Raw genomic sequence first — 23,172 nt, 5'->3', positions numbered from 1 at the left:
GGACAGCGAGAGGATATTGCGCATTTTCCATGGCAACGCGCCAATTATTGCATGGCGGCCCCTCCTCTCCGTCGGATAGACGAAAAATGCCGCCTGTGCTTTGCTAGGTTCGGCCAGGACGATAAAGGGAACATGTATGAGCGACGTCATCATTCTGGGCGCGGGCATTGTCGGCGTCGCCACGGGCATCCACCTGTTGCGGCGCGGGCGCAGCGTGACGCTGGTGGACAAGAATGCACCGGGCCGGGAAACCTCCTTCGGCAATGCCGGCATCATCCAGCGCGAAGGCGTGCGGCCCCATGCCTTTCCGCGCGATCTGCAAACCCTGTTGCAGGTCGGGCTGCATCTTTCCACCTCCGCCCGTTATGAGCCGCTGGCTCTGCCCAAGCTGGCGCCGCCGCTGCTCAGATATTGGTGGGAATCCTCGCCCGAGCATTATCGCCGGGTGGTCGCGCAATATGCGCCGCTGATCGGACGCTCGATTCTCACCCATGCCGACCTGATCGCCGCAGCAGGGCCGGAGGCGGAAAAGCTGATTTCCCGCGATGGCTGGTACCTCGCCTTCCGCAGCCCCGACAGGCTGGAGGCCGATATCGGCAAGGCCCGGGCCGACCGCGAACAGTTCGGCATCGGCTTCGAAGTGCTGGACTGGCCGGCGCTCAAGGCTCTGGAGCCGCATCTGATCGGCGGGCTCAGCGGCGCCATTCACTGGACCGATCCCTGGACGGTGAGCGATCCGGGGGCTCTGGTCGGCGCCTATTTCAAGCTGTTCGAAACCCTGGGCGGCACCTTCGTCCACGGCGCGGCCGCCGGGCTCAGTCCCGAGGCGGATGGCTGGAGCACGCTGGTCAATGGCACGCGGCTGACCGCCAGGCAGGCGGTGATCGCGCTCGGCCCCTGGGCGCCCGATATCCTGGAGCCTTTGGGCTATCGCCTGCCGCTTTTCGTCAAGCGCGGCTATCACATGCATTACCGCCCCGCCGAGGGGGTGGAACTCAAGCACGTGCTGCTCGATCCGGAAGTGGGCTATGCCATGGCGCCGATGGCTGCCGGCATCCGCATCACCACCGGCGCCGAATTCGCCATGCGCGATGCCCGCCCGACGCCGATTCAGCTGGCCAAGGCGGAAAAGGCGGCGCGGGAATTGTTCCCGCTGGGCGAGCGCGTGGACCCGCAGCCCTGGAAGGGCGCCCGCCCCTGTACGCCGGACATGATGCCGATCATCGGCAAGGCGCCCAGGCATCAGGGGCTCTATGCCGGCATCGGCCACGCCCATCATGGCTTCACCCTCGGCCCGGCGACCGGCGAATTGCTGGCGCAGGCCATGACCGGCGAAGAAACGGCGATCGATATCCGCCCCTTCCGCATGGAGCGATTCCTCGGCGGGTGATTCGGGGAATTTGCCTGGGGGTCAAACGCGTGAAGCACGGCGTGGTCGCTGGCCTCCCCACGCACCGCTTCGTCACCCCCGCGCCAGGCGCGGGGGTGACGAGCTCAGAAGGTCAATGCCCCGAATGATCGTGTTCCAGCCCCTGGGCCGCCGTTCCGGCGACCGAGAGTTCGATCGTGACGGTTCCGGCCTTGGCGAAAGTCAGGGTTACCGGAACCTGCTCGCCTTCCACCAATGGCCCATTGAGGCCCATTAACATGATGTGAAAGCCGCCGGGCTTGAGCTCGACCGTTTCGCCCCCCGGCACGATGAGACCATCGGCGAGTTGGCGCATTTTCATGACATCACCCTCCATCGCCATTTCGTGGATCTGGGTTTCCCTGGCGATATCGGCACTGGCCGAGACCAGCACATCGTCTTCCCCGCCTTGATTGACAAGCGTGAGGAAACCGCCGGCCACCGGGGCATTGGGCAGGGTGGCCCGGGTAAAGGCGCCGGAAATGACCAGGTCGCCGAGATGGACCTCATGGTCGGTCGCGGCATGGTCATGGGCCGCGGCCTCGCCATGGCCGGCATGGCCATCATGGTCCTGGGCCAGGGAGGGGGAAAGCAGTAGCAGCGGCAAAAGTGCGGCGGCGGCGCGGATATAAGTACGGATCATGGAAAGTTCTCCAGTCAAGAATCGGGCTGATCGGCGGCGGCAAGCCGCCGGGTTGCTGGGATCAGGCCGTGACGGGAGGGGCGCGCGGCTGCCCCTTATGGGCGGGCAGGCGCGGCGAGAGCCTGTCGAAGGCGGCGGCAAGGCCGATGCTTTCCGAGCCTGCCGGCGGCGCGAAATCCGGCGCGGCCGGCAAGATGGGGGTGAAGTGCTGCTTGGCGATGCCGGTGACCGGGCAGGTCAGCGCCGCCGCGTCTACCGGCGCGTCGCCATCGCCCACGGTCTGCGGCTGGCACAATGACCAGGCGCTGAGCGTCGAATAGCCGATGGCATTGAGATCGCGCTGCAACCCGGCGGCCTGGTGCAGCGGCAGCAGCAGAATCAGCACATAGAGAGCCAATACCGCCAGCGCGGTGGCCATCTCGCGAAACATTCCGCGCCAGACATGCTGCATCGGGATCATGCTGCTGGCATAGCCCGGAGCCCTCCGCGTCACAAGCCTCATGGCCGGCGGGCGCGGCAAGCACGTTGTCGCAGCATAGCGCCCATTGCCTCAACATTAGAATGGTTCTAAAGATTGTTTAGAGCCATTCTAATCAACGAGGGTGTCATGCTTCGCCTCTGGCCCGACAATCGCCGCGCTTTCTCCAGCCTGTCCGAGCGCGAAATCCTCGCCCTCGCCATTGCCGCCGAGGAAGAAGATGGGCGCATCTATTCCGAATTCGCGGCGCGTCTGGGCGAGGCCTATCCGGGCAGCGCCGCCCTGTTCGAAGGCATGGCGGCGGAAGAGGATGAACACCGGCGGCGCCTGCTCGATCTTTATATCGCCCGCTTCGGCAAGCGGCTGGTGCCCATCCGCCGCGAACATGTGCGCGGCTTTCCGGCGCGCAGGCCGGTCTGGCTGCAAAAGACCCTCACCCTGGAACAGGCGCGCCAGCAGATCTGGGAGATGGAGGAAGGGTCTTGGCGCTTCTATCTCAGCGCCGCCCAGCAGGTCGCCGATGCCGGCAGCCGCAGGCTGCTGGGCGATCTCGCCCTTATCGAGAAAGGCCACGCCCGGCGCGCCGGCCAGATCGATGAGCAGGTGCTGGGCGAGAAGGGGCGCGAGAGCGAGCAAAAGGTGGCGCATCGCCAATTCGTGCTGACCTATGTGCAGCCGGGACTGGCCGGACTGATGGACGGCTCGATCTCCACCCTGGCGCCGGTCTTTGCCGCTGCCTTCGCCACCGGCGACACCCACCAGACCTTTCTGGTCGGCCTCGCCGCCGCCATCGGCGCCGGCATTTCCATGGGCTTTACCGAAGCCGCCGCGGACGATGGCAAGCTGACCGGACGCGGCTCGCCGCTCAAGCGGGGCCTTGCCGCCGGCATCATGACCGCCATTGGCGGGCTGGGCCACGCTTTGCCCTATCTCATCGGCAATTTCCGGCTGGCCACGACCATCGCCATCATCGTGGTGCTGTTCGAGCTCTGGGCCATCGCCTTCATCCAGCAGCGCTATATGCAGACCCCGTTCTGGCGGGCGGTGATGCAGGTGGTGCTGGGCGGATCGCTGGTTTTCGCCGCCGGCATCCTGATCGGCAATGCCTGATCCTAGTTCTTGTTGGCCAGGCGCGATTGCTCCGCACGGGCCTTTTTGAGCGCCCGGCGCCGGGCGGCGTCCTCGGCCGCCGCGTCGCCCAGATGCGCGCCGCCGCGCTGGCCGGCCAGGTCCATCTGGCGCTGGCGCTCGGCGGCGGCCTGGTGCTTGGCCTTGTCGCCGATGCAATGGGGGCAGGAAACGCCCTCGTGAAAATCGGGATGCCGCCGCTCGGCTTCGGTCAGCGGATGGCGGCAGGCGCGGCACAGGCTGGCCTTGCCCGGCTCCAGCCCATGGCCGACCGAAACGCGCTCGTCGAAGACGAAACATTCGCCGGCAAAGCGGCTGTCCTCGGGCGGGACGGTTTCGAGATATTTGAGAATGCCGCCTTTCAGGTGAAAGACTTCCTCGAAACCCTGGCTCAGCAGATAGCTCGACGCTTTCTCGCAGCGAATGCCACCGGTGCAGAACATGGCGACCTTGCGGTCGCGCTGCGGATCGAGGTTCTGCGCCACATAATCCTTGAACTCGACAAAGCTCTGCGTTTGGGGGTCGAGCGCCCGCTGAAACGTGCCTAGGCCCACTTCGTAATCGTTGCGGGTATCGACCAGCACCACGTCATTGCGCGCGATCAGCGCGTTCCAGTCCTCCGGCTCGACATAGGTGCCGACCTGCCGGTTCGGATCGGCTTCCGGCGCCCGCAGGGTGACGATTTCCGGCTTGAGACGCACTTTCATGCGCAGGAAGGGGGCGGTTTCGGCAGAGGAATATTTCACCTCGGCGCCGGTCAGCCGGGTGCCGAACGGGCCGGAAGCGAACAGGTAATCCGCCAATTGGCCGATGGCCTCCGGCGTCCCGGCCAATGTGCCATTAATGCCCTCGGGCGCCAGGATCAGCGTGCCCTTGATGCCGCGCGCGCAGCAGAACGCCGCCAGCGGCGCCTTGAGGCGTTCGGCGTCGGGCAGCGCGGCGAATTTATAGAGCGCCATCACCTTGTATGGATGATTTTCCTGGGGCAGACTGGGCATGGAATAAGAGCTGTGCGCGGTCATCTGCCTCGCTCATATCACCGGTCGCGCCCGGCGTCACGGGTGACCGCAGCCAGGACATCGGGAGACAGAACATGACCTATCGGGCCGATACGGCGCGCTATGACAATATGCAATATCGCCGCTCCGGCCGTTCCGGCCTGAAACTGCCGGTGGTGAGCCTGGGCCTGTGGCAGAATTTCGGCGGCACCCGCGATTATCCCGGCGCGCTGGAAATCCTCTCCTATGCTTTCGACCAGGGCATTACCCATTTCGACCTCGCCAATAATTACGGGCCGCCGGCCGGCTCGTCGGAAGAATTGTTCGGCGCGGTGCTGGCGCGCGATTTCCGCCCCTATCGCGACGAGATGATCGTTTCCACCAAGGCCGGCTACAATATGTGGCCCGGTCCCTATGGCGAATGGGGGAGCCGCAAATATCTGCTGGCCAGCCTCGACCAGAGCCTGAAACGGCTGGGGCTCGACTATGTCGATATCTTCTATTCCCACCGCTTCGACCCCGACACGCCGCTGGAGGAAACCATGGGGGCGCTGGCCCATGCGGTGCATTCGGGCAAGGCGCTTTATGTCGGCATCTCCTCCTATCCCGAACAGCAGACGCGCGAGGCCCATCGCATCCTCAAGGAGATGGGCATTGCCACCACCATCCACCAGCCCAGCTATTCGATGATCAATCGCTGGATCGAGAACGACCGCACCATCGATGCCTGCGGCGAATTGGGCATCGGCGTCATCGCCTTCTCGCCGCTGGCCCAGGGCGTGCTGTCGGGCAAGTATAATAATGCCGGCGCCGCCGCCGGGACGCGGGGCGACAATCCCAATGGCACGCTGCGCGCCAGCCATATCGAGCCGCGCGTGCTGGCGGCGGTCGACAAGGTCGCCGACATCGCCAAGGCCCGCGGCCAGTCCATGGTGCAATTGGCGCTGGCCTGGGTGCTGCGCCGGCCGGAAATGACCTCGGCGCTGATCGGCGTGCGGACGCTCGACCAGCTCAAGGACAATCTGGGCGTGCTCAACAATCTGGAGCTCTCGCAAGAGGAAATCGCCGCCATCGACGCCGCGACCAGGGACGGGCAGATGGAACTGCAGCCCCGCCCGCAGGGCTGGCTGCGCTAGCGTCTCATCGCCTGCCCGTGCCGGGAAGGAATTGTCATGCGCCGCTTCATCGCCATTCTAGCTGTTCTCGGGGCCGGCATTGGTCCGGCCCTGGCCTATGATGCGGCCAGCCAGGCCATCATCGACCGCTTCAAGCCGGGAAAGCGCCTGCCCCTTGCCGAACTGGCCACGCTGATGCTGGGCGCCGAACGCTGGTGCTATAATCAGCAGGACGGCGAATGCGCCTGGTCCGACATCTATCTGTGGGCGGACGAGAGCGGCGCGGGCTATGAATTGTCCAATCCCTGGAGCGAGGCGGTGGACATTTCCCTCGTCGACCGGGGCGTGTTCCGCGACGACCGCTATTTCTGCGAGGCCGGCTTCGACTGGATCGCCTCGGTGCGCGCCTATTCACGCGAGGACGGCCTGGCCATCGAAGGCCGGGACCTGCACCGGCTGCGGGAGGACATCGCCGCCATGATGCAGATCGAGGGGGCCAACGATTGCTTCGACTATCTCTATAGCGGCCACGACGCCGAGGCGCAGACCATCACCTTGCTGCAGCGACAATTCGTGGACGGCGTCCACCAGGCAACCGAGGACGCGCAGGTGACGCTGCATTTCGACAAGCACACAGCCGATAATCTGGGCTGGTATCAGTAAGCAATAGCAGGGCGCCTATCGCGCCATCTCCAATATGGCGCGGACTTCCCGGGCGCCGATATCCCGGCTTTCTCCCAGCGGAAACTGGCCGGCCCTGGCGATGAGGCTCACCACCGCTTCGGGCTCGACGGCGATATCGGTGAAATCGGACAGTTTCGTCGGGCAATTCATCTGTTTGAAGAAGGCGGCGGTGCGGTCGATGGCCTGGGCGGCGACGACCTGGTCGTCGGCATGGTCAAGCTGCCACACCTTCCGGCCATAGCGGACCAGCATGGCCAGTTTGCCGGCGGACTTGAAACGCAGCAGCGACGGCATGACCGCCGAAAGCGTGCGCGCGTGGTCGATGCCATAGAGGGCCGTCAGGGCGTGGCCGATCATGTGGGTCGACCAGTCCTGCGGCACGCCGCTGCCGATGAGACCGTTGAGCGCCTGGTTGGCAGCCCACATGATCGCCGCCCGGCTCTCGTCCGAAGACGTCTCGATCAGCACCGGCCCCCAGTCGATCAAGGTCCGGAGCAGCGTCTCGCTATAGCCATGCTGCACCGGCGCATCGACCGGCAGGGTCAGATATTGCTCGATCACATGGGTGAAGGCATCGACGACGCCATTTTCAAGCTGCCGGCGGGAGAGCGATTTCATCGTATCGGGGTCCAGCACGGCGAAGGCGGGGCGGGCGCCGTCGGAGGCGAAGGGCAGCTTGAGGCCATAATCGGCCCGCGAAATCACCGATACGGCATTACTCTCCGAACCGGTGGCCGGCAGGGTCAGCACCGCGCCATTGGGCAAGGGCGCCGGCGGGTGGTCACCGGCCACCAGCGCGTCCCAGGGATCCATTGCCGCCATCGTGGCGATCCGCGCCAGGAATTTGGACGCGTCGATCACCGAGCCGCCGCCTACGCCGAGCACGAAGGTGCAATCGGCCTCGATCAGCGCCGCCCGCGCCGCCATGACGGTGTCATATTGCGGATTGGCCTCGACGCCGCCAAAGGGCAATACGAAGCGGTCACCGAGCCCCGTCATGACCCGGTCATAGACGCCGTTGTGCTTGATGCTGCCGCCGCCGAACAGCAGCAGGACACGTGCCGAGCGCGGCACGAGTTTGCCAAGATCGTCAATCCTGCCCTGGCCGAAGACGATGCGCGTGGGATTGCTGAGATCGAAATCCATCATCATTGCTCACCATTGGCCGCCCGGTCGCGGTCGAGAAAAACGCTCATGACATTGTCGATCATGGTAGCGATAGGATTGTCATAATCGTCCCAGGCCAGTGCGCCGGCAAAGCTGATCGAACCGGCTGAAAACACCTTGCCGCCGCCATCGAGATCGAAGGCGACGATGTCGGAACGGACCAGGTCATTGTCCGGTGCGGCAACGGCGCGGGTCGTGGCCAGCAAATCCTCATGCGTCAGCATGTATTTGCTGCTCAAGGGCGTCGAGGTGGCCAGATGCAGCGCATGGCTGGGCGTGCCCAGGGCGAAGTCGAGCCGGTCGATCTCGTCGCCCACGACGGCGCCCATCACATGGCCGAAATGCCCCAATTCCTCGGCATCGATATTGCGGAAATATCGGGCGCCCTCGCCGTCATAGCTCGCGGGCAGACGGCGATAGCCGGCGCCGCTCCCCCAGCCCTGCCCGGCCATGCCGACGCCCACCAGCGCCTGGGGCACGTAGCCACAATGGCGCCAGAGACCGCCGGATTGCAGCGTCGACGACAAACCGGCCTCGCCGGGACCCGAATTGGCGACCCGCGTGCCCACCATGCCCCGCCGCACCTCGATGCCGTCGCGGTCCGGTCCGGTGCAAGCGGTGACCCAATAAAAACCATTGCCGCCAAGATAGAGCAAGCGCCCGCCGCTTTGGAGATAGCCGCTGAGACCGTCCATCATCGGCCGCGTCCAATATTCGGGATGCGTTCCGGTCAGCACCACCTTGTAGCGCGACAGCAGCGCCGCGCCCTCGCGGTCGAGATCCTCGTCGGTGGCCAAGGCATAGTCGAAACCACGCTGCTCCAGATAGCCGATGGTCTGCAGGTCGGCCGCGAAATGGCGCGGACCGCCCACGACCCAACTCAGGTAATCGGCACGGAAATTGAGGATGGGCCGCCGGCGGGCCGAATAGAACACGCCCGAGCCATCGCTATGCATGTCGTAACTTGAAAGGCCCAGCGTCGGATCGGCAAAAATGGCGCGATCATAGGCATTGAGCACGGGCGAACCGACCCGCACTTCGGACCAGTCGATGGTCTCCGACTCGGCCATATGCTCGTTGGCATAGGCGAGATAGGTATTGGTAGGCGCGAGGAAAAGCACATCGTGCGACGCCGTGCCGGCCGTCACGAAGAACGGGATTTCATCGGCCTCCTCGCCATTGTCGACGCGCAGGCCATAGGCGCCGCTGCGCAGATCGTGGGGGATGGCCAGCGCGATATCGGGGGTCCATCCGGCATCGGCGAGATCGTCGTCGTGAAAGTGAATGGCACCATATTGCTCGGGTTTATGCGCCGCAATCTGAGTGGTGCCATCCCAGCCATGCCCGGTCATGGCCCGCGCCGGCCGGTGATGGAGCTTTCCTTCGAGGGCCTGCGGGCCGTGGTCGACCAGCACATCGCCGCTCATCCGGTCTTCGAACCGCCAATCGGCGACCGGGCGGGGCGCCTTGCCGTCATCGCGCAGCGCTGTGATATCAGCTTTATCCAAGGCCTCCGCAAAGAGGCGCAGACGCTCGATCTTGCCGTTGTAATGGGCCTGTCCCGGCCCGGAAGCCGCCAGGATCAGCGTGTTCTCGGCGCCGAACGCGATCTGGCCCCGCTGGGCCGCGCGGACCACGCTGTCGGGCGGCCGGCCAGGGCCGACGCGTTCGACATGGATATCCAGACCATCCGGCCCGATATTGCCGGCTACCAGATACCAGGCGCGATCCTCGACCGCGCCGCCATCGGCCCGCACATCGCCGGCCTCAAGGCCGATTCGGCCACCCTCGATGAACAGCGACCAGGCATCGGTATGAACGATGGTTTGGCGGCTTTTTAGCGCGCTGCGCGTCGGCCAGATCCAGAGCTGGAAGGCGCGAACGGGGCGCTGCGGCATTGGCAGGATGCCGTATGACCCCAATATGGTCTGCTGCCGCTGCGCGGTGAAGGCGCCGAGCCCGTCAATGGCGATGGGCTCGCGCTGGGCGGAGCGCTGGCCATGGGCCGCTCCGACATAGCGGACCAGGCCGGCCCGGCAATCGGCTTTGTCGCTGCTGACATGAAAGGTGATGGTTTCACCCGGCGCGACCGTCATCCGGTCGGCATATCCGATGATGTTCATTCTTGCGTATCCTTTAGCGCCGGGCGCCACGCTGGCTCAGGTGATCGAGCCCCGCCGCCGTGACCAGGGCCACGCCGGTGACCACCGAGGTCCAGGAAATCGGCACATTGAGCAGGGTCAGGCCGTTTTGCAGCACGCCCAGGAACCAGATTCCCAGCACCACGCCGAAAATGCGGCCGCGCCCGCCGGAAAAGGAGACGCCCCCGAGCAGGATCGCCGTCAGCACCGTCAATTCGAACCCGCTGCCCAGGCTTTCGGCCGGAGCGCTGTCGAGCCGGGCGGCCTGCAAGGCGCCCCCCAGGCCGGCGGCGGCCCCGGTCAGCACATAGAGCAGGAACACGGTCGAGCGGACGCGGATGCCCAATAGGAAGGCAGCGCGCGCATTGACGCCGATGGCGAAGATATGCCGGCCCAGCGGCGAGAACGCCGTGACGAAACCGCCGGCCAGGGCGACGGCAAGGGCGATGAGCACCAGATAGGGCACGCCGAACAACGTGCCGCGTCCCAATTGCGACATGGCTTCGGGAAAGCCGTAGATCGGCGAGGCGGCGATGACCATGGCGAGACCGCGCAACAGGGTCAACATGCCGAGGGTGACGATGACCGGCGAGAAACCGCGAATGGCGATGACATAGCCATTGACCGCCCCGGCGGCCGCGCCCGCGGCGATGCCGCAAAGCACCCCCACAGGCATGCCAAAACTCATCGAGGCCAGCCCCGCGCAAACACCGGATACCGCCAGGATGGAGCCGACCGAGAGATCGACATAGCCCGAGATGATCAGCAGGGCGCTGGGAATGGCGACGATCATGATGATCGAGGATTGCAGCGCGATATTGCGGATATTGCCACCGGTCAGGAACGCGCCGCTGGCCAGGGAAAAGCCGAGCATGACCAGAACGATGGCGATGAGCAGCATGTTCTGCGTGAAGACGGGCGAGCGCAGCAGCGCAAAGATATTGGTCTTGGCTGGCAAGGCCGATATCGTGCCGGAGGTTTGCGTCATGAGGCTTGTCTTTCGATTTCATGCACGAGGGCGACCAGCCCATCGGCGTCGATCTCGGCTATATTGCCGGCGGCGACGATACCGTCGCGGCCCAGCACGATGTAGCGGCTGGCCAGCAGCAGGATTTCATCGGCATCGGACGAGGTGAACAGCACGGCGCGCTCGCCGTCGGCGACGAAGCCGCGGACCAGGTCGTAAAGATCGGCGCGGGCACCGACATCGATGCCCTGTGTCGGCTCGTCCAGCATCAATAGGGCGCTATCGGCATATTGGCTGAGCCAGCGTCCGACCGCCACCTTCTGCGCATTGCCTCCCGAAAGCGCCCCCATGGCGATGCCCGGCAGCGGCGGGTTGATCTTGAGCCTTTGGGCGATGCGGGTGAATTCGGCGGCTTCGGCCTTGCCGCTGCGGCGGAAATGGCGGGCCATGCCGCCCAGATGCGGCATCAGCAGGTTTTCCAGCGCATTGAGGCCCATAAAGGCGCTTTGCCGGACGCGGTCGGAGGCGACGAGCGCGATGCCCGCGGCGATCGCCGCGCCGGGATCGGTGAAAGACGAGGGGGCGCCGCGAAAACGCATAATGCCGCCGATAGCGCCGCGCGATCCGAAAATGCCTTCAAGCAGATTGGTGCGGCCGCTGCCCAACAGGCCGAAGACGCCGACGATTTCGCCGGCGCGGACCGAAAAGGATATCGGCGGCGCGCGGCCGATCCGGGCCTGGTCGAGTTCGAGGATGGCGGGCGCATCGGCGGCGACCGGTGCCGCCGGATTTTCGGCGCGGAGATAGCCCGGACTGATCGCCTCGGCGATATTGGCCAGGGTCAGCTCGGACATGGCGCGGGAAAAACTCACGAGGCCGTCGCGCATCACCGTGACGCTATCGGCCACTTTGGGCAATTCCTGCAGGTGATGGGTGACATAGAGGATGGCCAGCCCCGAGGCGGCGAGCTGCCGCACCTGCGCCAGCAGGCGCTCGACATCCTCCTTGCCCAAAGCCGCCGTCGGCTCGTCGAGGATCAGAATGGAGGGGCGGCGCAGCAGCGCCCGGGCGATCTCCACCAATTGCCGGCCGCCCGGGGAAAGATCGGCCACCAGCGTGTCGGGCGACAATTGCCCGCCCAATCCGTCCAGCACCGCCTGGGCCTGCCGGCGCTGGGCGCGGCGGTCGATCAGACCGCCGCGCCCGATCTCGCGGCCCAGGAACATATTGTCGACCACCGAGAGGTTCTCGACCACGCTGGGATGCTGGTGGATGACGGCGATGCCGGCCTTGCCCGCCTTGAGCGGGTCGAGATCGTCGAAGACCCGGCCATCGATGGCCACCGTGCCGCCATCGTGCCGGTGATTGCCGGCCAGACAGCCGATCACGGTGGATTTCCCGGCGCCATTGGCGCCGAGAAGAGCGACGACCTCGCCCCGATGAACCGTCAGATCCACGCCCTTGACGACCTCGATGCCGGCGAAGCTCTTGCGCAGACCGGAAATTTCAAGGGCGGGTTGCGCTTCGGCCATCATCAGTCCCACTGCGAGATCAGGTCGTCCAATTGGGCCGGATCATCCATGCTGGCCAGAACCACGCCGACATTGAACACATCGGACTTGGCGGTGCCGGTCAACAGCTCGTAATTGAGGTCGACGACGCCGTGGCCGATGCTCTTGACCGGCAGGGCGGAGGACGCCTTGTAGAATCCGCCTTCGCGGATGCGTTGCAGCGCTTCGAGCGAGCCGTCCTGGCCGGCGATATAGCACTGGGCCGGGTCCTTGTCGGTGCCGGTAAAGGCCCGCAAGGCGCCCAGGGCGCCATCGTCGCTGAAGCCGATAACCACGTTGAGGCCGGGATTGGCCTGCAAGACGTTTTCGGTGACCTGGAGGCCCTTGGCGGCGTCCGAGGCGTCTTGGGCCGAGACGATGCGTGTGCCGTCCAGTGCCGACAGGATGCGCTGCGGTTCGTCTGTCCGGCCCTGGCCGCTCTGGATCGCCTTCAGCGTCAGCAGCAGCACTTCGCCGTCGATATCCTGCTCGCTCAGCCATTTGGCGCAATGCTCGCCGACCAGGCGTCCGCTTTCGTCATTGTCCCAGCCCAGCGTGCCGTCCGAGCCCTCCATCGGCATGGCATAGGTGGTCCAGATAATGCCCTTTTCCTGCGCGGCCTTTTGCAATCCGGCGATCGAAGACGGCGAGATGGGCGAGACGCAGATGGCGTCCACATTGGCCTCGATCCAGGTTTCGAGCGTCGACACCTGGCGATCGAGCTGCGAGCTGGTGGTGGAATCGTGCAGCACCTCGACCCCCAATTCGGCCCCGCGCTCGGTGGCGAAATTGCGGATGCGGGAGACGATGGGGGCTTCGGAAACCGGATGGCTGAACGCGATCTGGAATGGCTTGCCGGTTCGCGGCGAGATCGCGTTATGCTGGGCTCCGATATAGGGCATGGGCAGGGCGGTGACGAGACCGCCGGCAGCCAGGCCTTTCAATAGAGTTCTGCGTTTCATTCTTTCCCTCCGAGCGGACATGTAACGAGTACGGCGCAGGTCCGCGATGCGCGTGTGAAAACAGCGGCTAGTTCGGCCCCGGCCCAGCCAGGTGCACCTTGGCGAGTTCGGTGGCCATGATCTCGACGAATGAGCCCTGGGCGTGGCTGCGATAGACCGAGGCATCGCGCAGATAGCGCTCCATGCGCCGGCCATTGCGGACCGCATTGGACGACCCGCTCATCCGCACCAGCATCTCCACCACTTCATAGGAGAGTCGCGCTGACTGCGCCTGCAAGCCCTCGATCAGCAAATCCTCCTCCAGGCTGAATGGCTCCCCGCCATTCGAGCCGCGTTCGCTGACCTGCGCCAGCAAGCGGCTGCCGCCCAGGGCCGCTTCGCGGGCGGCGGCGGCCTGGCCCAGCGCGATGCCCAGGGGTCGCTGATAATCGGCGGCTTCGGCCTTGAAGCCCGGCGATAGCGGCGGCACGGTGCGGGTGAGGCGGATGATGGTATCGTATTCATCGATGGCGGCATGGGCGATGCCGCTCAATATGGCGGCAAACTCGCCGTGGAAGAAACCGAGATTGCGGCCATTGTAAAGCGCATTGCCATGCAGGTGGAAACCGGGCGTTCCAGCCTCGGTATCGACGGTTTCCAGCACGTCGCCGGCAACGACGAAATGTTCGGGAATGATGGCCTTGTCGACCTTGATCGAATGCGAGCCGCTGCCGCGCATGCCCAGAAGCCCGCGCCAATCGTCCATGAGCGTCCAGTCGGCGCGCGGGATCATTACCAGCCGGCGCTCGCCATCGGGATCGGGATTTCCCTGTGCATCCACCAGCTTGGCGACACCGATGAAATGGGTCGAATAGGGCGCGCCGGAGCAATAGTTCCAGGTGCCGGAAACCTCGTAGCCGCCGGCAACGGGACGGACCGTGCCGGCCGGCAGGTCGCGGGCGGCGGCGATGAATTCGCCCGAATCCCCGAAGGCTTCACGCTGCGCCTGCTCGCCGAAATGCGAGGCCAGTTGCAACACATGCGCCGATCCCAGACAGAAGCACCAGCCGGTGGACGGGCATCCGCGCGCGATTTCCATGACGACGCGATAGAAGGTCTCCACGCTCATCTCATAGCCACCGAACATTTTGGGCTGCATGATGCGGTAGAGGCCGAGCTGCTTGAACCGGTCGTGGATTTCTTCCGAATAGAAGCTGCGTTCCTCGGTCGCCTGCTGTTCGGCCCGCAGCAACTCGCGCATGGACGCAGCCCGCGCCACCATCTCGTCGGGGCTGGGGCTGGTTTCGCTCAACGGAGCGGCGGGTCGGGAAGAAACGGTCAGGCCGGGCATAGTCAATCTCGCTGTAAGGGCGCGGCGCCAGCATGGCCGGTCTCCGCTTGCTGCCAACATGACGACCCGATGACCAGCCGGGGAGCAATCAACCTTTCGGTTGAGAGGCCTTCGACCGGCGCCGACAAAGCCATTGACAAAGATTTCGGATGCCCGTCAGATTCCCGCCCATTGAGCAGGCGGAGGAGAAATCTGCTCATGGAGTGAGCATGAGACAGGGTGGAGTGGATAGTTCCGGCATGGACATGGTGCGCGAAACCGCGCGCTTCGTCTCGTCCATGCTCGATGCATCGGGCGCCGTTTTCTATTGGCTCGATGACAGCAATACCGTCAGCGATCCGGTGATTTTCGGCGTCAGCCAGACCTGTCTCACCGATTATGACAGCGATATCTGGCAATCGGACCCGCTATTGGCCCGCCGTCTCGTCGACCGCAATAAGCGGATCGGCCTGCTCAAAGAGGAAAGCGCCGCGGTGCCGGCCGATGCGCGCGACCGCTATCGCGGCTTTCTCAGCGCCTATGACATCGAGGATTGCATGGACATGCTGTTCTGGAAGGACGGGCGCGCTTTTGCCGGCCTGGGCGTGCTCAAGCTGCGTTCGGATTCGCCGCTTTCGGCCACGACGCTCGCCACTGCCCAGACTATGCAAAGCTATGTGGAAGTGGCCCTGCACAGCCATCCCAGCGTCACGGAGCGCCAGACCGTCAATCGCCTGCAACATCAATATGGGCTGACCCAGCGTGAAATTGACGTGGTCATGCTGGTCAGCAATGGCGCCACCAATGCCGATGTGGCGCAGCTTCTCGGCATCGGCCTTGCCACTGCCAAGACCCATATGATCAATATCTTCAATAAGATGGGGGTGGAGAACCGCGCCGCCATGGTCGCCCGCGTCGTTCGCCCCTGACATCGCCTCCACCTAACGGTTGATTGCCACTGCGCGGTTTCGCCTTCCATCATCCTGGCCAGGATCAACATTCATGCCAGGACTGCCCGATGCAGAAGATTTTCGTCACCTATAACCTCAAGCCGGGCGTGTCCCTCGAGCAATACAAGGCCTGGTCGCGCGAGATCGATCAGCGCATCGCGCCCGGCCAGCCCGGCGTCATCCGCTTCGAGGTCTATGTGATCGAGGGCGCCCTGGACGGGGAGCAGCGCTTTCAGATCATGGAGGATATCGAGGTGGAAAGCGTCGAAGCCTGGCAGAAGGCGCTGGCCGGCGAAGGCATGGCCTATGTCATGGAGACCTTCCCCATGTTCGTCGATACGTCCAGCGTCAATGCCTGTTACGGCACCCGCTTCATCGCCGACCTGCCGCATGGCGCGCGCCCGCCGCTGCCCGCGCAGGCCTAGTGGATATTCCCGGATTGAGCGAGGCCGGCATGCTTTCCAACGCCATCTCCACCGATAGTCCCACGACCTCGGACCATCTGCGCCTGGCCATGCGCAATCTGGCCGCCGGCGTCTGCCTGCTGACGGCGAATGAAGGCGGCGTCCGCCATGGCCTGCTGGTGAGTTCGTTCACCTCGGTCTCGCTGGCGCCGCCAATCGTGCTGGTCTGCGTCAACCGTACCGCGTCCAGTTGCGCGCCGATCCGCCGCCGCGGCAGCTTCTGCGTTTCCATTCTGGGCCATGCCGACCGTCCCATTGCCGACCGCTTCGCCGATCCCCATGCCCGGGAGCGCCGGTTCGAAGCCGGGCAATGGGTGGAGAGCGCCAATGGCAATCCGCTGCTGGCCAGCGCGCTGGCGACCCTCGACTGCACGATCTTCAATGCCATCGAGATGGGAAGTCACACCGTATTCTTCGCTGCGGTCGACAATGCCAGCGTCGCCGAGCAGGAAAAATGCCCATTGCTCTACTTTGACAGCGCTTTTCGCTCGATCGTCTGAAAGGCGGCTCTTTCTCTGATCGTCACCCTCGCGCCCGACGCGAGGGTGACGAGCGGGATTGCCCATAGTCCATTTCAGGCTGCTACCGCATTTTTCGCGGGAATGACGCCGTGGTTAGGCGACGCCGGAGAGCGCAGGGAGCAAAAGTGCTCCCTCAACGCAGTAACGCCTAAACGTCCAGATTGCTCACATTGAGCGCATTGTCCTGGATGAAGTCGCGGCGCGGCTCGACCAGGTCGCCCATGAGCGCGGTGAAGATCTGGTCGGCTTCATCGGTCTGGTCGATCTCGACGCGCAACAGGGTGCGCGCATTGGGATCGAGCGTGGTTTCCCAGAGCTGTTCGGCATTCATCTCGCCCAGGCCCTTATAGCGCTGCAACGACACGCCCTTGCGCCCGGCATCGGTCACCGCCTTGAACAGCGAGGACGGCCCGAAAATGTCGATGCTGTCGCCCTTGCGGGTCAGGGTCGGAACGCCGCCGAACAATTCGTCCAGCCGCTCGGCCAGGGCCCTGAGCTTGCGCGCATCGGCGCTTTGCAGCAAGGCCCGGTCGATCTGATGCGTCTCGGTGACGCCGCGCACCGTGCGGGAAAAGGCCAGAGCCTCGTCCTCGGTGATCTCGCCGGTCCAGCCGCGCTCCAGCTCGTTGGAAATGCGGTCCAGGCGATTGGCGACGCGTTCCAGCGTTTCCTGGCTCTTGGCCGGATCGGACATGCCATCGGGATCGAGGCCGCCGACAATGGCCGCCTGTTCCACCAGATTGCGGTTATAGCGGGTATTGAGATTGTCGATGGCCTTGGTGATGTCGCGGGCCTGTTGCAGGATACCGAGCAGATCGGGCCCGGCATGCACGATCCCGTCGCGGGTCTTGAACGCGGCGTCTTCCAGCCCGCCTTCCAGCAGGTAATCCTCCAGCGCTACCTCGTCCTTGAGATAAAGCTCGGAGCGGCCGCGCGTGGCTTTGTAGAGCGGCGGCTGGGCGATATAGACATGGCCGCGTTCGATCAGCTCGCGCGTCTGCCGGTAGAAGAAGGTCAGCAGGAGCGTGCGGATATGGGCGCCGTCCACGTCGGCGTCGGTCATGATGATGATCTTGTGGTAGCGCAGCTTGTCCGGGTTGAACTCTTCCCGGCCGATGCCGGTGCCCAGCGCGGTGATCAGCGTCCCGACCTGGTCGGACGAGATCATCCGGTCGAACCGGGCCCGTTCCACATTGAGGATCTTGCCGCGCAGCGGCAGCACCGCCTGGTTGGAGCGGTCGCGGCCCTGCTTGGCGGAGCCACCGGCCGAATCGCCCTCGACGATGAAGATTTCGGACTTTGCCGGATCGCGTTCCTGGCAATCGGCGAGCTTGCCGGGCAGCGAGGAGATTTCCAGCGCGCCCTTGCGGCGGGTCAGTTCGCGCGCCTTGCGGGCGGCCTCGCGGGCCGCGGCCGCCTCGGCCACCTTGCCGACGATGACCCGCGCCTCGTTGGGATGCTCCTCGAACCATTGGCCGAGTTTTTCATTGACGATGTTCTCGACCGCCGGGCGCACTTCGGAGGAGACCAGCTTGTCCTTGGTCTGCGACGAGAATTTGGGATCGGGCACCTTGACCGAGAGCACGCAGGTCAGTCCCTCGCGCGTATCGTCGCCGGTCAGGCTCACCTTTTCCTTCTTGGCGATGCCCGAGCTTTCGGCATAGCCGATCACTTGGCGCGTCAGCGCCCCGCGCAGGCCGGCCAGATGGGTGCCGCCATCGCGCTGGAAGATGTTGTTGGTGAAGCACAGCACGTTTTCGTGGTAGCTGTCATTCCATTGCAGCGCCACTTCCACGAAGATGCCGTCGCGCTCGCCGGCCATGGTGATCGGCTGGTCGATAACGCCGGTCTTGGACTTGTCGAGATAGCGCACAAAGGCTTCCAGCCCGCCCTCGTAATGCAGCTCGCTGCTGACCGGCTCGGGATGGCGCAGGTCGCTCAGCACGATGCGCACCCCCGAATTGAGGAAAGCCATTTCGCGCAGGCGGTGCTCGAGCGTCTTGAAATCGAACTCGACCATGGAAAAAGTCAGGGGACTGGGCAGGAAGGTCACTTCGGTGCCCGAGCGGCCCTCATAATCCCCCACCACTTTCAGCGGCGCGTCGGCGTCGCCATGGCTGAAGCTCATTTCATGAATCTGGCCCTTCTGGCGGATGCGCAGGCGCAGCCAGACCGAGAGCGCATTGACCACCGAGACGCCGACGCCATGCAGGCCCCCGGACACCTTGTAGGAATTCTGGTCGAATTTGCCGCCGGCATGCAGCTGGGTCATGATGACCTCGGCCGCCGAAACGCCCTCTTCCTTGTGCAGGCCGGTGGGAATGCCGCGGCCATTATCGGTCACCGTCACCGAGCCGTCGGCATTGAGCGCCACCGTCACCAGGTCGGCATGGCCGGCCAGGGCCTCGTCGATGGCATTGTCCACCACCTCATAGACCATGTGGTGCAGGCCCGAACCGTCATCGGTATCCCCGATATACATGCCCGGACGCTTGCGCACCGCATCGAGGCCTTTCAGGACCCTGATGCTGTCGGCGCCATATTCGGTGGGGATCGGGTTTTCGCTGTCGCTCATAGGGTCCGAATCAGTGGTTTATGCATGGATTCTGTTCTAGCGGAACGGGGTCGAAACCCCAAGGAAATTGGCCATTTCCGGTCATTTGCCGGGGATTTCCGGCTCTTGCGGAAGCGCCGCCGGCATCGCGGCCCGCCGGCCGCACCGAAAGGCGGTCTCAGGCGCCGGCCAGGCGCCCGTCGCGCACCGCGATATGCTGCGCCCGGTCGCCAAGCGCTTCGAACAGAACCGGGTCGGTGCCGGTGAGGAAGCACTGGGTTTCGAGCCCGTCCAAGGCCTGAAACAGCGCCTTTCTGCGGTCGGGATCGAGATGGGCGCCGATCTCGTCGAGCAGCAGGAAAGGCACGATGCCGGTCCGCAGACGCACGAGCCGGGCATGGGCGAGAATCAGGCCGATCAGCAGCGCCTTCTGCTCGCCGGTCGAGCCCAGGGAAGCCGGCATGGCCTTTTGCGCATGGGTGACCTCGAGATCGACCCGGTGCGGTCCATATGTGGTGCGTCCCGCCGCCCGATCAAGGCCGCGCAGGTCATGCCAGCGCTGCGCCAGGAGGGTTTCCAGCGCCGCCGAGGTGGCGGGTTCCTGCTCATGCTCGACCAGCGGGGTCAGCGACAACAGGGCGGCGGGGAAATTGCCGTCTTCCAGGCTCTGGACGATCAGCGCCTGCAAATGGGCCAGGCTGTCGGCGCGGTTGAGGTGGATGGCGGCGCCCAGTTCGGCCATCTGCGCCTCGAGTGCCGTGAGCCAGCGCCGGTCGCCGTCCTCCTCCAGCAACCGGTTGCGCTGGCGCATGACTTTCTCGAAATCCGACACTGCGGCGGAATGGGCCGGGATCAGCGTGGTCACCAGCCGGTCGAGAAAGCGCCGCCGCTCGCCGGCCGGCCCGGAAAACAGTCCGTCCATGGCAGGGGTCAGCCACAGCAGCCGCAGATAATCGCTCATCGCCTCGATGGAACGGGCATTGGCGCCATTGATGCGCACCCGCCGCCCGCCATCGGGCTGGGCGCCGGTGCCGATATCGGCGGGGCCATCCGCGGTCTCGACCGTCGCCGCCACCGCCCAGGCAATGTCCGAACCCTGGGCCTGGAGCGTATCGAAGCTGGCGCCGCGCAGCCCGCGTCCCGGCGACAGCACCGACACCGCTTCGAGCAGATTGGTCTTGCCCGAGCCATTGGGCCCGGTCAGCACCACGTGGCGCGCGTCCAGATCGAGCGCGGCCGAGGCATAATTGCGGAAGGCGGTGAGGCGCAGGCGGGAAATGTGGCGGATCAAGTGACAGGCCCCCTCACCCGGCTCTCTGGGCCGATAGGGGCCTTCGTGGCAGCCAGGAATTCGATGCTAAACCCGCATCGGCATCAGCACATAAAGCGCGCTGGCCTCGCTGCCTTCCTCGCGCACCAGGGTCGGCGAATTGGCGTCGTTGAACAGGAATACCGCATTGTCGCTGCGGATCTGGGTGATGATGTCGAGCAGATAGCGGGCATTGAAGCCGATCTCGAAGCCGTCGGTGTCGAAATCCACCGCCACTTCCTCGCTGGCCGTGCCATGGTCCGGATTGGTGACCGAAAGCTCGAGCAGGCCGTTGCGAGCCGAGAGCTTGACCGCCTTGCCGCCGCGATCCGAGGCGATGGTGGAGACGCGGTCCACGGCAATGGCAAAGCCCTGCTTGTCGACCAACATCTGCTTGTCATTGTTCTTGGGCGTCACCCGGTCGTAATCGGGGAAAGTACCTTCGATGAGCTTGGACAGCAGCACCACCGTGCCCACTGTGAAGCGGATCTTGGTGTCCGACACTTCCACATGCACATCGCCATCGACGCCATCGAGGAGCTTTTGCACTTCGCCCACGGTCTTTTTCGGCACGATGATGCCGTTCATGCCGCCGGCGCCCTCGGGGGCGGCGATCTCGGCGCGGGCCATGCGGTGACCATCGGTGGCCACGGCGCGGAACAGGTTGCCGGACGCCGAATTTTCCACGGCATGGAAATAGATGCCGTTCAGATAATAGCGCGTCTCCTCGTTGGAGATGGCGAATTGCGTGCGCTCGATCAGCTCGCGCAGCGAGGCGGCGCCGATGTCGAATTCATGGGCGAAAGCGCCCGATTTCAGGTCGGGGAACGAATCGGGCGACAGGCAGGCCAGGTTGAAGCGCGACCGGCCGGAGGTGAGCACCATGTTCTCGCCGCCATCGGTCTCCAGCCGCACTTCGGCGCCATCGCTGAGCTTGCGGATGATTTCATAGAGCGTATGGGCCGGCACCGTGGTGGCGCCTGGCGTCGACACCATGGCCGGCACGCTTTCGGTCACCTCGATATCGAGGTCGGTGGCGCGCAATTCGACGCGGTCGTCGCTGGCCTTGAACAGCACATTGGCCAGGATCGGATAGGTGTTGCGGCGCTCGACCACCCGGTGCACATGGCTCAGCGACTTGAGCAGATGATTGCGTTCGAGCGTGACTTTCATTCGACGATTTCCTGACGGTACGCGGACAGCAAAAACCCCAGCGAACCGGGGCTTGGACATTTACAATTTGCGCAGGAATTAGCAAGGGCGGCGGGCAGAAACCGGCGCGGAATTCGCCGATTTCACCACCTCGTCATCGCCCGGCGGCGGTCCCGGGACGGATCGCCGGGACCAGGTCGGCGCTGAACAGCCGCTGCTAGTCCTCCAGCATGCGCTTGAGCAGTTCGATTTCCTGGCCGAGCTCGACATCGTCCTTGATCATCTGCTCCACCTTGCGCACCGAATGCAGCACCGTGGTGTGGTCGCGGCCGCCGAAGCGCCGGCCGATTTCGGGCAGCGAGCGGGCCGTGAGGGCCTTGGCCAGATACATGGCGATCTGGCGGGGACGCACCACGTCGCGGGAGCGGCGGGCCGAGAGCAGCTCGTTGCGCGGCACTTTGTAATGGCGGGAAACGGCCTTGAGGATATCCTCGATGCGGACGCGCTTGGCGTCGCGGAACCGGATCAGGTCGGCCAGGGTCTTTTCGGCCAGCGGCACGGTGATCAGTTCGCCGGTCAGCTGGTTGGCGGCGACCAGGCGGTTGACGGCGCCGTCAAGATCGCGGCCATGGCTGACCACGGCGCGGGCGATATATTCGATCACGGCATTGGGGAATTGCATGCCGAAGCGCGCATTCACCTGTTCGGCGCGGCGCTGCACGATATCGCGGCGCAATTCGAGGTCGAAGGTCGAAATCGGCACGACCAGCCCGCCGGAAAGGCGCGAGCGCACGCGCTCATCGAGCATTTCGAGATCGCGCGGCGGCGCGTCGCCGGCCACCACCACCTGCTTGGCGCCGGTCAGCAGCGTGCCCAGCGTATGGCCGAATTCGGTGGCCGACTTGCCCTGGAGAAATTGCATGTCGTCGATCAGCAGCAGGTCGACGCGGCGCAGCCATTCCTTGAAGCCGAGCGCCGACTGGCGCTGCACGGCGGTGATGAAATGGTACATGAAATGATCGGCGGTCAGATAGACGATGTTCTTGGACGGATCGGCCTGCGACACCGAATGGGCGATGGCATTGAGCAGGTGCGACTTGCCCAGGCCGACAGTGGAATGGATATAGACCGGGTTGAAGGTCACCGCATTGTTGATGGCGGCATTGGCGATCTGCTTGGCGACGCCGAAGGCCATTTCATTGGCGCTGCCGGCGACGAAGCTGTCAAAGGTCATGCGTGGGTCGATGGCGCTGCCCGACAGCGCGTCGCCCCTGGCGCCGTCGCGCACCAGGCGCGGCATGGCGGGCGCGGCCACCGCCATCGCGGCGGGCGCGGCGGAATTGGCGGTCTGGGAAGCCGCCTCGGGCGCGGCCTCGGCGGCAGGGCTCAGGCGGGGCCGGGCCTGGCCATTGATCCGCATGGTGACCTGCAGGCGCGCTATTTCGGGCAGATCGTTGCGGAAGGCTTCCAGGATGCGATCGGCGTAATGCGATTGCACCCAGGAGCACAGAAAGCGGGTCGGCGCCGACAGATGCACCAGATCGTCGACCAATTCCTCCAGCTCCAGCCGCGCGAACCAGGAGGCGAAAACATCCTCGCCCACCGCCGTCTTGAGGCGGGCGCGCACGCGGGTCCAGAGATCGCGCTGGGTTTCGGAAGAGCTATCGGACAT

General features: G+C 64.8%; 20 protein-coding genes. 7 read left to right on the top strand and 13 right to left on the bottom strand.

Going from position 1 to position 23,172, the window contains the following annotated elements; genetic code table 11:
• Positions 1-136: 136 nt before the first annotated feature.
• Positions 137-1,390 carry an NAD(P)/FAD-dependent oxidoreductase gene (locus O9Z70_RS00100; protein ID WP_286020487.1) on the top strand — a complete coding sequence of 418 codons (1,254 nt, stop codon included), beginning with the start codon at positions 137-139 and terminating at the stop codon, positions 1,388-1,390.
• A gap of 112 nt (positions 1,391-1,502) precedes the next feature.
• Here O9Z70_RS00100 and O9Z70_RS00095 read toward each other — a convergent pair whose 3' ends face one another.
• Together O9Z70_RS00095 and O9Z70_RS00090 are read right to left on the bottom strand one after the other, a co-directional pair.
• Positions 1,503-2,051: a copper chaperone PCu(A)C gene (locus O9Z70_RS00095; RefSeq protein WP_286020486.1), complete on the bottom strand. Its 549-nt coding sequence runs from the start codon at positions 2,049-2,051 to the stop codon at positions 1,503-1,505.
• A 61-nt stretch (positions 2,052-2,112) separates the two neighbouring features.
• Entirely contained in the window at positions 2,113-2,544 is a 432-nt protein-coding gene (locus O9Z70_RS00090) for a hypothetical protein (protein WP_286020485.1), read from the bottom strand.
• A 114-nt stretch (positions 2,545-2,658) separates the two neighbouring features.
• On the opposite strand from O9Z70_RS00090, the gene mbfA reads away from it, so the two are divergent.
• Complete coding sequence (gene mbfA, locus O9Z70_RS00085) at positions 2,659-3,639, top strand: iron exporter MbfA (RefSeq protein ID WP_286020484.1); 981 nt, start codon at positions 2,659-2,661, stop codon at positions 3,637-3,639.
• Positions 3,640-3,641: 2 nt separating this feature from the next.
• On the opposite strand, the gene trhO is transcribed toward mbfA, so the two are convergent.
• Positions 3,642-4,679, bottom strand: a complete 1,038-nt coding sequence (gene trhO, locus O9Z70_RS00080; protein WP_286020483.1) for an oxygen-dependent tRNA uridine(34) hydroxylase TrhO — start codon at positions 4,677-4,679, stop codon at positions 3,642-3,644.
• A 71-nt stretch (positions 4,680-4,750) separates the two neighbouring features.
• Between trhO and O9Z70_RS00075 the strand changes: the two genes are divergently transcribed.
• Entirely contained in the window at positions 4,751-5,791 is a 1,041-nt protein-coding gene (locus O9Z70_RS00075; RefSeq protein ID WP_286020482.1) for an aldo/keto reductase, read from the top strand.
• 36 nt (positions 5,792-5,827) lie between these two features.
• Positions 5,828-6,433 carry a hypothetical protein gene (locus O9Z70_RS00070; RefSeq protein WP_286020481.1) on the top strand — a complete coding sequence of 202 codons (606 nt, stop codon included), beginning with the start codon at positions 5,828-5,830 and terminating at the stop codon, positions 6,431-6,433.
• Positions 6,434-6,448: 15 nt separating this feature from the next.
• Here O9Z70_RS00070 and O9Z70_RS00065 read toward each other — a convergent pair whose 3' ends face one another.
• The 6 genes from O9Z70_RS00065 to O9Z70_RS00040 all read right to left on the bottom strand — a co-directional run bounded on the left by O9Z70_RS00065 (position 6,449) and on the right by O9Z70_RS00040 (position 14,571).
• Positions 6,449-7,606: an iron-containing alcohol dehydrogenase gene (locus tag O9Z70_RS00065; protein ID WP_286020480.1), complete on the bottom strand. Its 1,158-nt coding sequence runs from the start codon at positions 7,604-7,606 to the stop codon at positions 6,449-6,451.
• A complete protein-coding gene (locus O9Z70_RS00060) occupies positions 7,603-9,744 on the bottom strand; it encodes a N,N-dimethylformamidase beta subunit family domain-containing protein (protein ID WP_286020479.1) in 2,142 nt (713 codons plus the stop codon). The genes O9Z70_RS00065 and O9Z70_RS00060 overlap by 4 nt, the downstream gene beginning before the upstream one ends.
• A 13-nt stretch (positions 9,745-9,757) precedes the next feature.
• Complete coding sequence (locus O9Z70_RS00055; protein WP_286020478.1) at positions 9,758-10,750, bottom strand: ABC transporter permease; 993 nt, start codon at positions 10,748-10,750, stop codon at positions 9,758-9,760.
• Positions 10,747-12,264: a sugar ABC transporter ATP-binding protein gene (locus O9Z70_RS00050; RefSeq protein WP_286022042.1), complete on the bottom strand. Its 1,518-nt coding sequence runs from the start codon at positions 12,262-12,264 to the stop codon at positions 10,747-10,749. The genes O9Z70_RS00055 and O9Z70_RS00050 overlap by 4 nt, the downstream gene beginning before the upstream one ends.
• A complete protein-coding gene (locus O9Z70_RS00045) occupies positions 12,264-13,241 on the bottom strand; it encodes a sugar ABC transporter substrate-binding protein (protein ID WP_286020477.1) in 978 nt (325 codons plus the stop codon). Before O9Z70_RS00045 ends, O9Z70_RS00050 begins: the two co-directional genes overlap by 1 nt.
• A gap of 67 nt (positions 13,242-13,308) precedes the next feature.
• Positions 13,309-14,571 (bottom strand): acyl-CoA dehydrogenase family protein, encoded by a 1,263-nt coding sequence (locus tag O9Z70_RS00040; protein ID WP_286020476.1) that lies wholly within the window; start codon positions 14,569-14,571, stop codon positions 13,309-13,311.
• 209 nt (positions 14,572-14,780) lie between these two features.
• Here O9Z70_RS00040 and O9Z70_RS00035 point away from each other — a divergent pair, with 209 nt between their 5' ends.
• The 3 genes from O9Z70_RS00035 to O9Z70_RS00025 all read left to right on the top strand — a co-directional run bounded on the left by O9Z70_RS00035 (position 14,781) and on the right by O9Z70_RS00025 (position 16,464).
• Entirely contained in the window at positions 14,781-15,479 is a 699-nt protein-coding gene (locus tag O9Z70_RS00035; protein ID WP_286020475.1) for a helix-turn-helix transcriptional regulator, read from the top strand.
• Positions 15,480-15,568: 89 nt separating this feature from the next.
• Positions 15,569-15,925 carry a RedY/HapK family protein gene (locus tag O9Z70_RS00030; protein WP_286020474.1) on the top strand — a complete coding sequence of 119 codons (357 nt, stop codon included), beginning with the start codon at positions 15,569-15,571 and terminating at the stop codon, positions 15,923-15,925.
• A gap of 29 nt (positions 15,926-15,954) precedes the next feature.
• Positions 15,955-16,464, top strand: a complete 510-nt coding sequence (locus O9Z70_RS00025) for a flavin reductase family protein (RefSeq protein WP_286020473.1) — start codon at positions 15,955-15,957, stop codon at positions 16,462-16,464.
• Positions 16,465-16,633: 169 nt separating this feature from the next.
• Here the strand turns inward: O9Z70_RS00025 and gyrB are convergent, their stop codons facing one another.
• The 4 genes from gyrB to dnaA form a co-directional block, all read right to left on the bottom strand.
• Positions 16,634-19,060 (bottom strand): DNA topoisomerase (ATP-hydrolyzing) subunit B, encoded by a 2,427-nt coding sequence (gene gyrB, locus O9Z70_RS00020; protein WP_286020472.1) that lies wholly within the window; start codon positions 19,058-19,060, stop codon positions 16,634-16,636.
• 157 nt (positions 19,061-19,217) lie between these two features.
• Positions 19,218-20,330: a DNA replication/repair protein RecF gene (recF, locus tag O9Z70_RS00015; RefSeq protein ID WP_286020471.1), complete on the bottom strand. Its 1,113-nt coding sequence runs from the start codon at positions 20,328-20,330 to the stop codon at positions 19,218-19,220.
• A gap of 66 nt (positions 20,331-20,396) precedes the next feature.
• Entirely contained in the window at positions 20,397-21,521 is a 1,125-nt protein-coding gene (gene dnaN / locus O9Z70_RS00010) for a DNA polymerase III subunit beta (RefSeq protein WP_286020470.1), read from the bottom strand.
• A gap of 196 nt (positions 21,522-21,717) precedes the next feature.
• Positions 21,718-23,172: a chromosomal replication initiator protein DnaA gene (dnaA, locus tag O9Z70_RS00005; protein WP_286020469.1), complete on the bottom strand. Its 1,455-nt coding sequence runs from the start codon at positions 23,170-23,172 to the stop codon at positions 21,718-21,720.

The organism is Devosia sp. YIM 151766, assembly GCF_030285925.1.
In the GTDB taxonomy this organism is placed as follows: domain Bacteria; phylum Pseudomonadota; class Alphaproteobacteria; order Rhizobiales; family Devosiaceae; genus Devosia.
The sequence above is the reverse complement of the archived record's forward strand: the minus strand, read 5'-3'. Positions and strand labels throughout refer to the sequence as shown.